This is a genomic window from Soonwooa sp. (genome assembly GCF_030151385.1).
Classification (GTDB): domain Bacteria; phylum Bacteroidota; class Bacteroidia; order Flavobacteriales; family Weeksellaceae; genus Soonwooa.
On the sequence record NZ_JASLDS010000072.1, the window covers coordinates 134,770 to 148,610 of the forward strand.

The following is a 13,841-nucleotide window of genomic DNA, read 5'->3' on the forward strand; positions in this document are numbered from 1 at the left end:
TAATTAAGCCAAATCGTAATTCTTTAACGTTTGTATTGAGCGAAGTCGAAATATTCTTGCGTCTTAAAAACGTATTATTTTAAAGACACTTGCGACTTCGTGTTAAAAAAAACTTAATGATGTTCCACTTTTTTCCAAATTTTTTGATCTTCGAATTGGTGGTAGTTTTCATCGATTCCTGTAAAGCGCAAAGATTCTTTCGAACCTAAAGCCAAATAGCCCAAATTCTCCAAACTTTCATCAAACAAATGGAAAACTCGCTCTTGTAATCCTTTGTCAAAATAAATTAAAACATTGCGACAAATAATCAACTGAAAACTATTAAAAGACGAATCCGAAACCAAATTATGCGTCGATAAAATCAGCTTTTCCTGCAGACTTCTGTCAAATTTTACGCTGTCGTAATTCGCAGTGTAATAATCTGAAAAATCATTTTTTCCACCCGAAAGAATATAGTTTTCGGTATAAGATTTCATTTGTTGAAGCGGGAAAACCCCAGCCCTCGCCTTTTCTAAAACCGATGGATTGATATCAGTTCCATAAATCAAAGATTTGTGATACAAATTGGCTTCCTTCAACAATATTGCGATCGAGTATGCTTCCTCGCCTGTCGAGCAACCTGCTACCCAAACACGAATCAGCGGATAAGTGCCTAATTGCGGCAAAATCTTCTCACGCAAAGCCTTGAAAAATGATGGATCGCGAAACATTTCTGTAACGTTTACCGTAATTTCTTCAACAAAACGTTTCAAATATTCGGGGTCGTTGAGCACCGTGTAACGCAACTCGGCGTAACTGGTGAATTTATCAATCACACAGATCCGATTAATACGCCGTTTGAACGATGCACGGCTGTACTGCGAAAAGTCGTAGCCATACAACTCGTGGACGTCTTTAATCAGAAATTCTACCTCTTCATCTTTAACAATACTGGGTTCTAACATCAAAATAATTTTTCCATTGCGTTTATCAAAACATCAACGTTTATCGGCTTCGACACGTAATCTTGCGCGCCAGCGTCCAAACATTTTTGCTTGTCTTCCGGCATCGCTTGTGCCGTTACTGCAATAATAGGAATTTGCTTGATATCTTCCGAATTTCTAATGATTTTTGTTGCCTCGTAACCGTCCATTTCGGGCATCATCATGTCCATTAACACCACATCAAAATCGTCGTGCTCCCTCAAAAGGTCGATGGCTTCGCGCGCCGAGGTCGAACTTTCCAGCTGAAAACCGCGAGATTTCAAAGTGAGTTTTAGGGCAAATATATTGCGTGGATCGTCGTCCACGATAAGAACTTTCTTCTTCATAAAATTACAGGCAAATTAACTTTCGTACATCCAAACGCGCAACAACGACAGCAATTGGTCGGTATCCACAGGTTTCGAAATATAGTCGGAAGCACCAGCTTCAATACACTTTTCGCGCTCGCCAATCATGGATTTTGCAGTGATAGCAATTATCGGAAGTCGCATATATTTGGGTTGTTTTCGGATTTCGCGAATGGTTTCGTAACCGTCCAATTCTGGCATCATCATATCCATCAAAACTACGTCTATATCAGGATTTGCAGCCATTTGTTCCAAAGCTTGTTTTCCGTCCATCGCCAACACAACTTCCACTTTATATTTTTCCAAAACTTTGGTCAAGGAGAAAATATTGCGAACATCATCATCAGTAATCAAGATTTTTTTACCACTCAAAACCTCTGTCAGCGAGCCTAAAGTAGAGTTTTTACGACTTTCCTCCGTATTTTTCTTTTCTTCTACTAAATGTAAAAACAATCCTACTTCATCTAAAATTCTTTGGTAAGAATGTGCGGTTTTAACCACGATAGAGTCTGCATATTGCTTAATTTTCAACTCTTCAGATTTGGATAAATTTCGGTCGATGAAAATAATAATCGGAAGATTTTCTAAACCTTCTTGGGCTTTAATATTTTCGATAATCGTGTATTCGCCGCCGCGAGAAGCTTCGATATTCAGAATTACACAATCTACATTTTGTGTTGTGAAAGCAGTTACAGTACTTTCGGCAGTTTCTTCAACAGAAGACGAAATATTAAAATTACTCAAGAAATACGACAAAGCGCGAGCGTGTTTGGCATTTTCTTCAATAATTAAAACCTTCTGCAATGATTTGCTAAGCGCTTCTTCAATCTTTTTGAAAACATCCGCCATCTGCTCCAAAGCCATCGGTTTGTTGATGAAATCAATCGCGCCTTTCATCAAACTTTCCTGTTTAACGTGCAAAGACGACATCATGTGCACCGGAATATGCTTGGTTAGGAGATTTCCTTTTAAATCGTCCATCACTTGCCAACCGTCCTTCATCGGAAGCTGAACATCCAACAAAATTGCCGCAGGATGATACTCCAAAGCGCCTGGCAAAGCGTAATCGCCACGAACCATCACCACAGCTTTGTAGTTTTGGGTATGGGCATATTTTACCAAAGCTTTTGCGAAATTAACATCGTCTTCTACAATTAAAATAACTTTATCGTCTTTTCCGATATTATCGCGATCGTCGGGAACATCTTCTGGAATTCTTAAAATCTCAACAGGCGCCGCCGAATCTTGCTCGTCGTACTCGATGATATCTTTGATTTCTTGAACATCTTCCTGAATTGTTTCAATTAAATCTTGTTCTTTATTAACGTATTCGGTTTTCGATTTTGAATTTAAAGGAATAATTAAACTAAACTCAGAACCTTCATCAACCTTAGATTTTAAGCTTAATTCGCCTCCCAAAAGTTTGGCAATTTCCCTACTAATCGAAAGTCCAAGACCAGTACCACCAAATTTCCTTCTTGTAGAACCATCTGCTTGCTGGAAAGCTTCGAAAATAATACGTTGTTTGTCCTCTGGAATCCCAATTCCTGTATCTTTTACCGAGAAAATAACGAAATTATTTTGCCTTGGATCTTTCTTAATATTTAAACTAATGCTGCCTTTAGAAGTGAATTTCAAAGCGTTAGACATTAGATTTCTCAAGACTTGGTCGAGTCTCAATCTATCGGTTTCGAAGTTTTTCTGCAATTCCGAATCGACATTTACAATAAATTCAACACCTTTTTCTTGCATCAAAGGATTGAACAAATTGCGTAAATCCTTCACTACATCGTCGATTGCAACCGATTGGTATTCGAGATTCATTTTACCAGATTCGATTTTTGCTAAATCTAAAATCTCATCAATCAAAGTCAACAAACTGCTTCCCGAACTTTGAATAACTTTTGCCGATTCGATTTGATCTTCGGTTAAATTATCGTCTGGATCTTCCGCCATTAAACGAGAAAGTAGCAAAATTGAATTCAATGGTGTGCGCAATTCATGCGACATATTTGCCAAGAATTCTGACTTGTATTTCGTGCTTAAAGCCAGTTCTTCTGCCTTTTTCTGAATTTCGATATTTCGTTCTGCAATCAAATGATTTTTCTCCTCTAATAACTTCGAACGTTCCTCTAACTCGGCATTTGTTTGCATTAATTCCTCCTGCTGAACGCGCAATTCCTCTTCCGAAGCTTGCAGTTTTTGCGTTTGCGCTTCCAACTCGGTGTTCATGTTTTCCAATTCGGAATGCTGAACTTGCAATTCTTCCGACTGCGCTTGAGTTTCCTCCAACAAACGTTGCTCTTTTTCACGACTTCTCGAAGCACTTAATGCAATGGCAAAAATTCGGCAACTTTCGATGTAAAAATCAGTATGTTCTTCATCAAAATTATTTCCAGAATTAAGCTCTACAACACCGATTGGCTGTCTTCCCAACATAATCGGAATCATTAAAATCCCGTTGATATGAAGCTTGGAACTCGCAAAACTCGCCACCACATCTTTCTCCTGAATATTATTGTAAACTCGGAATTTCTTTTGCAAAAATGCTTGTCCAACCATGCCTTCACCAGGAGCAAAAACGGGTTTCATACTGCTTTCTAAACCGTAAGAACTCGCCAATTTTAACACATCATCTTCCAACAAATACATCGCACCACTGATGCAACCGCCATATTCTACCAAATGCGTTAAAGCCTTTCCAGAAAGCTCTTTCACGGTTTTATTACCAACCAAAGATTCGTTGAGAACCGCCAATCCTTTTTGGCGCCAATCGCTTCTATTAATTCTATCAAAAGAGGTTTTCAAAGAATCGGTCATGTGATTAAGAGATCCAACCAAAACGCCCAAATCGTCCGACGAATCGTCCAATACTTTTTGGCTATAATCGCCGTCTGCAATATTCTTTGCAACCAGTTGAATCGCCGTCACACGCGAAGCCATCAACTCGTCTTTTGCTATTAAATCTTTCTCTAACTTGTCGCGTCTTACGATGTCATTTTTTAGTTTAAAGTATAAATACCCCGTAATAACCATCGCTGCCAAGCCCGAAAAAAGTAGAAACATCATCGTTATATCAGCAGATTCTTTAAGGTCTGCGTTTTTGATGGCAACCATTTCTTCTTCGTGCTTCACAAAATCAGCAACAATCATCCGGCATTCGTCCATGTACTTTTTGCTCATATTCATTTCTGCCGCACTCACCGTGATTCCCTTGCGCTTATTTTCGACAAATTTCTGAATTACAGAAACCCTCATGTTGACTTGTTTGTCCAATTCATCCAAACGAGCCAACTGATCTTTCTCGGCTATATCTAAACTTTTAGCACGTTTAATCGCCTTTGGAAATTCTGCAATTCCATGATTATAAGGCTCTAAAAAGGATTCTTCGCCAGTCAACTGATAACCACGATTCCCCGTCTCCACGTCCAAAAGCGAAATTAAAACATCTTTAACCGCCGTAATGGAACGTCGAGAAACTGACAAACTTTCACGGTTTTCCATTTGTTTTTTAATGCTGAAATAGGAAGCCAAAGAACTTGCTAAAAGCATCAAAAGCGACATTCCGACGCCGAATTGTAGATTCTTGATAATTTTTCTTGCCATAAAAATTACTTTATTGGTAAGGTGAAATAAAAGGTTGATCCTTCATCAATAATACTGGAAAGACCGATATTTCCGCCATGTTGATTGATGATTTCTGCACAAATATATAGTCCGATTCCCATACCTTGAAACTGCAGGGAAGATTCTTCTACACGATAAAATTTATTGAAAACCGCTTCTTGTTTGTACTCGGGAATACCGATTCCAAAGTCTGTTACAGCGATTTTCACATTGTCCTCGTCCACCGAAGTGGTCACGATGACTTTGTTATTTTTTGGTGAATATTTAATTGCATTCGTCAAGAAATTAATTAAAACTTGCTCCACACGAATGGCATCAAAAGGCATTAAAAAATCGGGTTGTTGACCATGTCTTTCGATAGAAACGCTGTTTTCATCATGCGTCTGAATAATCGTATCAATCGCATTCTGAATCACTTCCTCCAAATTGGTCGGCTGAAGATTCATTTTGAGTTTGCCATTTTCAATCTTGGAAACGTCCAATAAATCGGTAATCAAATTATTTAGTTTATCAATTTGATCCTGAACTTTGGACAAATAATTGGATTCGGGACTTGTTTTCTCCAATTTCAGTTTGCGTTCCAAAAGTTGAACATAAGCTTTAATGCTCGTCAAAGGCGTTTTCAGCTCATGACTGGCGATACTTAAGAATTCGTCTTTCTCCTTTTCAACACGCTTTTGGTCGTTGATGTCGGTAAAAGTTCCGACCCAATTTTTGACCTCGTTATCCAACATAATTGGTGACATTCTCAAAAGATGATAACGGTACTCACCTGTTTCCACATTTTTGATTCGAGCCTCCAAAGCAATGGCTTCCAAATTTTCCCGTTGCTGACTAAAGTCCTTCACCAAATCTTTATCGTCTGGATGAACCTGCGGAAACTCCTTATCCGACTTAGAATACAAAAACCATCTTCCGTTGACGAATTCGATTTCGCCTTCTTTATTTAAGGTAAATGCAATCTGTGGCAAAGCCTCCAACATCTGCTGAAAATGATCCAACTGCGACTTCATCGCCACCTGCGTTTCGCGACGACCTTGCACCTCGAGTTCCAAGCTTTGTTGATTTTTCTTGAGCTCTTGGTTTTGCTCCTGCATATTGTAATGCGCTTTCACCTTGAGCATCAAAATGTCTGGATCGATAGGCTTCGTCACATAATCGATTCCACCAGACGCGTAACCCTTTGTGATAAAGCGTTTGTCGGTATTAACCGCCGAAAGAAAAATAATAGGAATTTCTTTGGTTTTGCTATAACCCGCAAAAGTCTCGGCAACCTCGAAGCCGTCCATATCTGGCATCTGAACATCCAGAATAATTAATTGATAATTATTGCGAAGTCCCTTTGCAAGGGCTTCTTCACCAGAACTCGCCGTATCAACAGGAAAATCCTGAGACTCCAAAAGTCTTTTCAGCGAAAAAATATTGGACTGATTGTCGTCAACAATTAAAATCATAAATGTAAAAGTACTCTATTATTACAAGGCTTATCATTAAAGACTCAAAATTAATCACAAATTTTTAATATTTTAATATTTTAACTTTTTAAACTTTATTTATTGCACATAATTTATCATAAAGACTTTTAGAGTTAGCATAAATAAATTTTATGTTAAAATATTATTAAAATAATAGTTATCAACATAAACAAAATTGATATTTTTGAAATAAAAAAAGATGATTGAACCCAAAATATTATACACTGATCGTTTAATAATAAGGCCAATAGAAGATTCTGATATTGAGTATGTTTTCAAAGGCTTGTCTGATCCTTTAGTGTATGAATTTCTAACAATAAGGTATGACACTTTGGAAGCAACAAAGGTGCAAATGGAATGGTACCAAATCTTAGCCAGCACTGGAAAAGGATTTTGGTGGGCAATTTGTGATAAAAAAACGAATCAGTTTTTGGGAGCTTGTGGTTTTAGCGGTTATCAACAAGAACATCATAAAATCGAAGGCGGATATTGGTTACTTCCAGAAAATTGGGGACAAGGTATTTTGGCAGAAGCTTACTCTGAAGTCTTTAATTATGTTTTTGAAAATCCTGAAATTAATAGAATTGAATGTATTGTCGAAGTTGAAAATACTGGCTCTAAACGATTATTAGAAAAGTTAAACTTCACCTACGAAGGTCGATCACGTCAAGCTGAAATTAAAAATGCTGAATATATAGATATCGACATTTACTCTAAGTTAAAATCTGATAAATAGAATAAGATGCAAAAGTATTTAGAAAAAATAAGCGTGTTATGTTTTGTAATGACGCTCCTTCTTTCTTGTAAAACGCAACATGACAACGCAAAGTCCGATATTAAAATCGATGAAATAGAATACCACGATATGGTACGGAACAGAATTATTCCGCTTGCTATTTATCATCCAAAAAACATTGAAAAGTCAAACAAAACGCCAATTATCTTCAGCCATGGTTGGGGAGAAAACAAAGGTGGCGACAATAAAGTATATTCGTATTTAACAGAGTTTTTAGCATCAAAGAATTATACTGTTTTCAGTATTCAACATGAGTTGCCAACAGACGAAATGTTGGCTATGGATGGTAACTTGCGCGAAACTCGACTTCCAAATTGGCAACGTGGCGCAGACAATATCCTGTATGTTCTTAATCAAATTAAAAAAGAATATCCTAATTATGATTATATAAAATTGATTGTCATTGGCCATTCTAATGGTGGCGACATGTCCGTTTTATTCGCTCACGAACATCCTGATTTGGTTAACAAGCTGATATCCATGGACAATCGTCGAATGGAACTTCCAAGAACGTCAAAACCGAAAATCTACAGTTTACGATCCAATGATTATCCCGCAGATCCAGGTGTTCTACCAACAGATGAAGAATTGAAAAAATTCCACATCACCATAGATTGGACGAATGTCAATCATTCTAATATGGATGATGATGCAAGTCCAAAAGAGCGAGAATACATGACGCAAAAAATCTTGGATTATATTAAAAATTAAGTATTAATTTATCTAAAATTAGGCATTGCTGAAAAAATTAACAAAATTTAAAAATCGTGTAAACTCCTATGAAAACAATAGATTTGAGAATATTTGTGTTTTTAACAAAATGAATTCATAATAATTTTAAGTGATTTTTGATAATATTTAAAAATTTATTACTAGATTTGATTCAACACTTACATAAAATTACGAAATGAAAAAACTATTTTTAGCGGCAGCTGCAATGGGATTATTATCTATGACAGCTTGTAAAAAAGACAACAAAGTTGAAAACTCAACAGAAAATGCTACGGAAAAAGTAACAGATAAAGCAGAAACTGCTGGTGATGTTATGGACAACGTAAACAAATCTGCTGATGTTGCTTCTGATGTTCCTAAGTTTAGCAGTCCTGAGGTTCAAAAATTTGCTGATGATTATGCAGCATTCTACAAAGAAGTAGCAGAGGCAGCTAAATCAGGTGATGCAACAAAGATCCAAGAGATGCAAAAGAAAACTATGGATTGGGCACAAAAAGCTCAAGGTTTTACTCAAAAAATGACACCAGAAGATATCCAAAAATGGACAGACTGGTCACAAAAAATTGCTAAATCTGCAATGGGTCAATAATTTAAACGAATTTTTAAAAGAAAACCTACTTCCCCAAGAAGTAGGTTTTTCTTTGCTCTATATTTCGAATGTTAATTTATTTAACATCAAATACCATATTTAGACTTCGCAGGTCAATCCATTGTTTATACATTGGAGAATTCTTGTTTAATGCAATGACATTGAGACCAGCCCCAGAATGAATTAAAAAATACATGGCGTGGGACTTCGTATCACTCCATTGGTAGACATTTTGAAAAGCATCTTTCTTTGGATTTCCATTTTCGTCTAGAAAAATTGTTCCCGTTTTGCTAGATTCCTGCTTTGAAAACAATGGCTTTCCATATTGTTCTTCAAATTTTTTAATAACAGATTTTGTCGCTTCTTGATCCGTAATAGACAATTCATAACAAAATATTTTTTGATCACTCTTTGGATAGAATATCGAAAACTCTTTAAACTTCTTACTTAAATCAACACCAAAAAAAGCTACTTCTTGCGCATCTGGAACAACAAATTCTTCATAGTCCATATTGAGATTTGTTGTTTGGCTTTGATCCCCATTAAGACTTAAACCAGATGCATCAAAAAACTGCTTTAAGGTCTCATCAAAATTAATGTTGGCAATATCAAAACCTTTGTACGACACCACTTTTTTTTGCGCTGCTACTTCCGTTTTAGGCTCTTCTTTTATTTTTTCTGCTTTTCCGTTGCATGAAACAATGCTTGTCAATACAAGTGCATTTAATAGTAATTTCATATTTATGTTTAGTATTTAATTTCGAAATAATTTTTAGAAAAGAAAATATTACAATTCAGCTAAAGGATCCCAAAATAGATTTTTAAAACCCTTGATTCTTTGGTTATTAAATTCTAAACCCTCCTTTTCAAGTTTAACTTTAAATTCTGGCACTGACAATACACCACAACTTCCTACAACGCGATGTGCGGGAACATCCGCTGGACAACCGCCCATCGCACGACCAACATGACGCGAATGATTGGGAAAACCAACCGCTTTCGCAATCGAACCATAAGTTGTTACCCGACCTTTCGGGATGAGTCTTGTGATTTCGTAAACCTGATTTTTAAAAAGCTCGTCCACTTGTTTTTTTGTTTAAATTTAAATAAAAAAGACCTAATTGCTTAGGTCTTTCAATATATTTTCAGTTTCAAATATTAATAAATCGCTGGATATTTTGCCGGATTTACTTCATGGAACATCGCGTAGATTTTTTCTACCATATCATCCGTAGATGGCTTAGAGAAATAATCTCCATCCGTAGCATAAGCTGGACGGTGATCCTCCGCCGAAATACAAATAGGTGCAGAATCTAAATATCTAAATGCGTTTTGTTTTTCAACAATCTGTTGCAGAATGAATGCTGATGTTCCACCTTCTACATCTTCGTCGATAACAACAAGACGATTGGTTTTCTTAACACTTTCTGCAATTTCACTTGACAAGTCAAAAGGAATCAAAGATTGAATGTCGATAACCTCTGCATTGATGCCTAGCTTTTCAAGTTCTTTGGCTGCTTCTATTACAATTCTCCAAGTCGATCCGTAAGTCACCAAAGTCACATCGCTACCCTCTTTTGTCACTTCAATTTTACCAACTGGAACAGTGAATTCACCTAAGTTATCAGGTTGTTTTTCCTTCAAACGATATCCGTTAAGACATTCCACAATAAGAGCAGGCTCATCCGCTTGTAACATTGTATTATAGAATCCAGCAGCCTTTGTCAAATCTCTTGGCACCAAAACATTGATACCTTTCACCAAGTTGATAATACCTGCCATTGGCGAACCAGAATGCCAAATACCTTCTAGTCTGTGACCACGCGTTCTGATAATAACTGGCGCTTTTTGACCACCTTTCGTACGATATTGTACCGTCGCCAAATCGTCGCTCATACCTTGCAAACAATATAAAATATAATCTAAATATTGGATTTCGGCGATTGGACGAAGACCACGCATTGCAAGACCAATTCCTTGACCTAGAATTGTTGCCTCACGAATACCAGTATCAGCGATTCTCAATGCACCATATTTTTCCTGAAGACCTTCTAGACCTTGGTTAACGTCACCAATATTTCCAGAATCTTCACCAAAAATCATGGCTTGAGGATATTTTTCAAAAATTTTATCAAAGTTATTTCTAACCACCATTCTACCATCAACCATTTCTGAAGTTTCAGAATATACTGGTTTTACTTCTGCAATATTGGTCGCTTTCCACTCGCTTTGAGAATAAAGATGCGAAGAATAATTATCTTTTTCAACTGCGAAAAGGCTTTCATAAGCTTGCTTTAAAGCTTGTCTTTCTGCAGAGTTTGTTCCTCTTGTTGAAAGTAAAGTTTGACGAATCAAGTGGAAAATATCTTTTTTACCAACAGAAATCAAGGCTTTGAATTTAGTTACAAAGTCTGTAATTTCTGAGTTTTGAGAAGTCATCGCTTCAACCAAAGGCAAAGCTTTATTTTTTAATTCTGTAATTGTATTTTGATAGTTTTCCCAAGCTTGTTTTTGACCATCTTTTACTGCTTTTTTAGCATCAGCTTCAATTTGATCAAGCTCTTCTTTGGTTGCAATAATTTGTACATCGCCACCTTCTTCAAACTGGAACGAATAAGTCTCGATCCACTCACGGAATTTATTTAAACAATCAAATTCCGTTTCAAATGCAAGACGCTCTTCGTTTTTGTAACGCTCGTGCGAACCCGAAGTTGAGTGACCTTGCGGTTGCGTCACTTCGATAACATGAACAACAACAGGCACACTTTCTTCTCTTGCAAAATGCTCTGCTTTGGCGTAAGCATCCATCAAAGCTGGATAATCCCAAGCTTTAACTTGGATAATTTCGCAACCTTGGTTTTCGCCTTCTTGTCTTTGGAAACCAGAAAGCATTTCTGTGATATTCGCTTTAGCTCTTTGGTTTTTTGTTGGTACAGAAATCCCGTATCCATCATCCCAAATCGAAACAATCATCGGAACTTGTAATGCACAAGCTGCATTAAGTGTCTCCCAGAAATGACCTTCAGCTGTTGATGCATCACCAATTGTTCCGAAAGCAACTTCCTTCCCAGAATTAGAGAATTTTTCAGCGCCATCGAATTTTATTTCTTTATAAAAATTAGAAGCTTGAGCCAAACCTAACAATCTCGGCATTTGTCCTGCCGTAGGCGAAATGTCCGAAGAAATATTTTTAATCTTTGTTAAATCTTTCCAGCTTCCGTCTTCATTAATAGTTCTTGTTGCATAGTGACCATTCATCTGGCGACCACCAGAAGCTGGCTCTCTATCAACATTGGTATCTGCATAAAGTTGCGCAAAAAAACTTTCTACAGTTAGTGCATTAACCGCCAAAGCAAAGGTCTGATCTCTGTAATATCCCGAACGGAAATCACCATCACGGAAAACGTGAGCCATTGCCAATTGAGGTAATTCTTTTCCATCACCGAAAATTCCAAATTTGGCTTTTCCTGTTAACACTTCTCTTCTTCCCAAATAACTCATTTCACGAGAAATTCTCGCCAATTTGTAATTTGCTAAGATTTCGTTTTTAAAATCTTGGAAAGAAAGTTCTTCTGTATCTATGAAAGTCTCTTGCATTTTTATACATTTTCTACAAATATAACATTTTAAATTAAATGCGAAAACAATATTTTTACATCTTAAATTTTTACGAATTAAAACATAAAACAAATATTTTGCATATTTATTGATAATTTAAAAAGCAAAAAAATACAATATTCTCAAATATTTAAAAATCATTACAAATTCATTAACAATTTGTAAAAACAAAAAATCCCAAGTCAAGACCTAGGATTTTTGCTCTTTTTATTTTAATCTAAATTAAGCCTCAAAGTTTTCAACGCTAAGAATTTCGATTTTTCTTTCACCAGAAGCAAAAGGATAATCAATAACATCCCCTACTTTGTAACCAACAGTTGCTAAAGCCATTTCTGATAAAATTGAATACTTATTCTTTTTCTCTTTAGCTTTAGTAGACGGCACAAAAATATATTCTGTCTCGGAATTGTCATTATGCTCCTTAATTTTTACGATTCTATTAACGGTTACAATATCTTCTGGAAGTTCTCTTCTAAGAACTTGCTTAGCATTTTTAAGTTGGTCTAACAACAAGACTTCTTCTTGGATAGTTGTTCTTTTTCTTCTTAGATGATCTTTGATTGCGTCATATATTCCGGTTGTAACTACGATAGGTTCTAACATTTTCTTTAAATTTAAAATTGAAATTCTCAATGTATGCATAACAAAATCGGGTATGCGAAATTCTTACAAGAATCTGCATACGTAAAATACATTGAAATGAATAATTGATTAAAAACGGTCATCAAATACCCCTGTCCCGATTAACGACAGGGCCTAATTGATAAACTCTTTAGAACTTTGTAGAAATACGTCATCACGAAGATAGGACAAAGAAGCAATAAGTCTTTGGCAATGGATAACTTCATATTGAAATCTATAATTCGTCATATCTTATTCGTGAGAACTTTACGAAGATACAACTATATTCTATCAAAAGCAAATATCTGATTTTCAACACAAAAAGCAAGGCCCCAGAAACTATTGCTTCGTGGGACCTCATTAAAAACACAAATGATATTTTTTATTTAAATAAACTTAAAATTTTTCACAGACCATGGTATAATTGTAAGTACCACTACCCGAATTACGTGTAACAAAAGAAACCCGATACAGATTGGCGTCGCCTGGATAGGTTATATAATACTCATCCAGGGTATTATTATCAAAACCAGGCCCTGATGTGGCAGATCCAATATTTGCCCAATTATTGTTATTATTGGTATCATTAGAGATTGTCACATATTGATTCGAAAAAAAGCTTCTATTTGCAGCATCGAATGAGCTAGTTTCTGCGTCTTTCTTTCTTATTCTATTATAATATACTCTAGTTGCACTTGTACTCCTAACTGCCAAACGAATCTGCGGCATAGTTGAGGAGTTATATCTAAACTCAAACCTCCCGCAAGGCACAATCGTGGTTGGATCTGGTCCTGTTTTGGAAGCTGTAAATTTCTTATTGACCACATAAAGTGCTTCAATTTTATCTTTAACATCCTGCTTTGTCCAATAGTCTATTTCGCCATTAGCGTTGGTTACAAGTACTTTATCGTAAGTTGTGTCAGTCGATTTGTTTTCGAGTGATCTAACACGCAAATTCCCATTAACATCTAAAGTTCTTGTTGGGGTTTTTGTATTGATCCCCACTTGAGCTTTAAAACAAAATACTGAGAGACAGCATAACATTAAAATAGT

The 13,841-nt window shown here is 36.2% G+C and carries 12 protein-coding genes; 3 read left to right on the forward strand and 9 right to left on the reverse strand.

Features of this window, described 5'->3' with window-relative positions; all coding sequences use genetic code 11:
- Nucleotides 1-113 precede the first annotated feature (113 nt).
- From Q1V95_RS14460 to Q1V95_RS14475, 4 genes are read right to left on the reverse strand one after another with little or no spacing between them, the layout of a single operon-like run.
- Nucleotides 114-944, reverse strand: coding sequence for a protein-glutamate O-methyltransferase CheR (locus Q1V95_RS14460; protein ID WP_300675372.1), 831 nt, complete (start codon nucleotides 942-944; stop codon nucleotides 114-116).
- A complete protein-coding gene (locus Q1V95_RS14465; protein ID WP_300675374.1) occupies nucleotides 944-1,309 on the reverse strand; it encodes a response regulator in 366 nt (121 codons plus the stop codon). The genes Q1V95_RS14460 and Q1V95_RS14465 overlap by 1 nt, the downstream gene beginning before the upstream one ends.
- Before the next feature lie 15 nt (nucleotides 1,310-1,324).
- Nucleotides 1,325-4,936 (reverse strand): response regulator, encoded by a 3,612-nt coding sequence (locus Q1V95_RS14470; protein WP_300675376.1) that lies wholly within the window; start codon nucleotides 4,934-4,936, stop codon nucleotides 1,325-1,327.
- A 5-nt stretch (nucleotides 4,937-4,941) separates the two neighbouring features.
- A complete protein-coding gene (locus tag Q1V95_RS14475; protein ID WP_300675378.1) occupies nucleotides 4,942-6,411 on the reverse strand; it encodes an ATP-binding protein in 1,470 nt (489 codons plus the stop codon).
- A 220-nt stretch (nucleotides 6,412-6,631) separates the two neighbouring features.
- Between Q1V95_RS14475 and Q1V95_RS14480 the strand changes: the two genes are divergently transcribed.
- From Q1V95_RS14480 to Q1V95_RS14490, 3 genes are all read left to right on the forward strand, one after another.
- The gene (locus Q1V95_RS14480) at nucleotides 6,632-7,168 is read left to right on the forward strand and encodes a GNAT family protein (protein ID WP_300675380.1); all 537 of its coding nucleotides are present in this window, start codon (nucleotides 6,632-6,634) and stop codon (nucleotides 7,166-7,168) included.
- A gap of 6 nt (nucleotides 7,169-7,174) precedes the next feature.
- Complete coding sequence (locus Q1V95_RS14485; protein ID WP_300675382.1) at nucleotides 7,175-7,939, forward strand: alpha/beta hydrolase; 765 nt, start codon at nucleotides 7,175-7,177, stop codon at nucleotides 7,937-7,939.
- Nucleotides 7,940-8,135: 196 nt separating this feature from the next.
- On the forward strand, nucleotides 8,136-8,549 hold the full coding sequence (locus tag Q1V95_RS14490) for a hypothetical protein (RefSeq protein ID WP_300675384.1): 414 nt from the start codon (nucleotides 8,136-8,138) through the stop codon (nucleotides 8,547-8,549).
- 76 nt (nucleotides 8,550-8,625) lie between these two features.
- Here Q1V95_RS14490 and Q1V95_RS14495 read toward each other — a convergent pair whose 3' ends face one another.
- The 5 genes from Q1V95_RS14495 to Q1V95_RS14515 all read right to left on the reverse strand — a co-directional run bounded on the left by Q1V95_RS14495 (nucleotide 8,626) and on the right by Q1V95_RS14515 (nucleotide 13,793).
- Complete coding sequence (locus tag Q1V95_RS14495) at nucleotides 8,626-9,288, reverse strand: hypothetical protein (RefSeq protein WP_300675386.1); 663 nt, start codon at nucleotides 9,286-9,288, stop codon at nucleotides 8,626-8,628.
- Nucleotides 9,289-9,336: 48 nt separating this feature from the next.
- Nucleotides 9,337-9,633 (reverse strand): MGMT family protein, encoded by a 297-nt coding sequence (locus tag Q1V95_RS14500; RefSeq protein ID WP_300675388.1) that lies wholly within the window; start codon nucleotides 9,631-9,633, stop codon nucleotides 9,337-9,339.
- A gap of 74 nt (nucleotides 9,634-9,707) precedes the next feature.
- Nucleotides 9,708-12,146 (reverse strand): thiamine pyrophosphate-dependent enzyme, encoded by a 2,439-nt coding sequence (locus Q1V95_RS14505; RefSeq protein WP_300675390.1) that lies wholly within the window; start codon nucleotides 12,144-12,146, stop codon nucleotides 9,708-9,710.
- A 243-nt stretch (nucleotides 12,147-12,389) separates the two neighbouring features.
- Nucleotides 12,390-12,770 (reverse strand): GreA/GreB family elongation factor, encoded by a 381-nt coding sequence (locus Q1V95_RS14510; protein ID WP_300675392.1) that lies wholly within the window; start codon nucleotides 12,768-12,770, stop codon nucleotides 12,390-12,392.
- A 414-nt stretch (nucleotides 12,771-13,184) separates the two neighbouring features.
- Nucleotides 13,185-13,793 (reverse strand): hypothetical protein, encoded by a 609-nt coding sequence (locus Q1V95_RS14515; protein ID WP_300675394.1) that lies wholly within the window; start codon nucleotides 13,791-13,793, stop codon nucleotides 13,185-13,187.
- Between the last annotated feature and the right edge of the window lie 48 nt (nucleotides 13,794-13,841).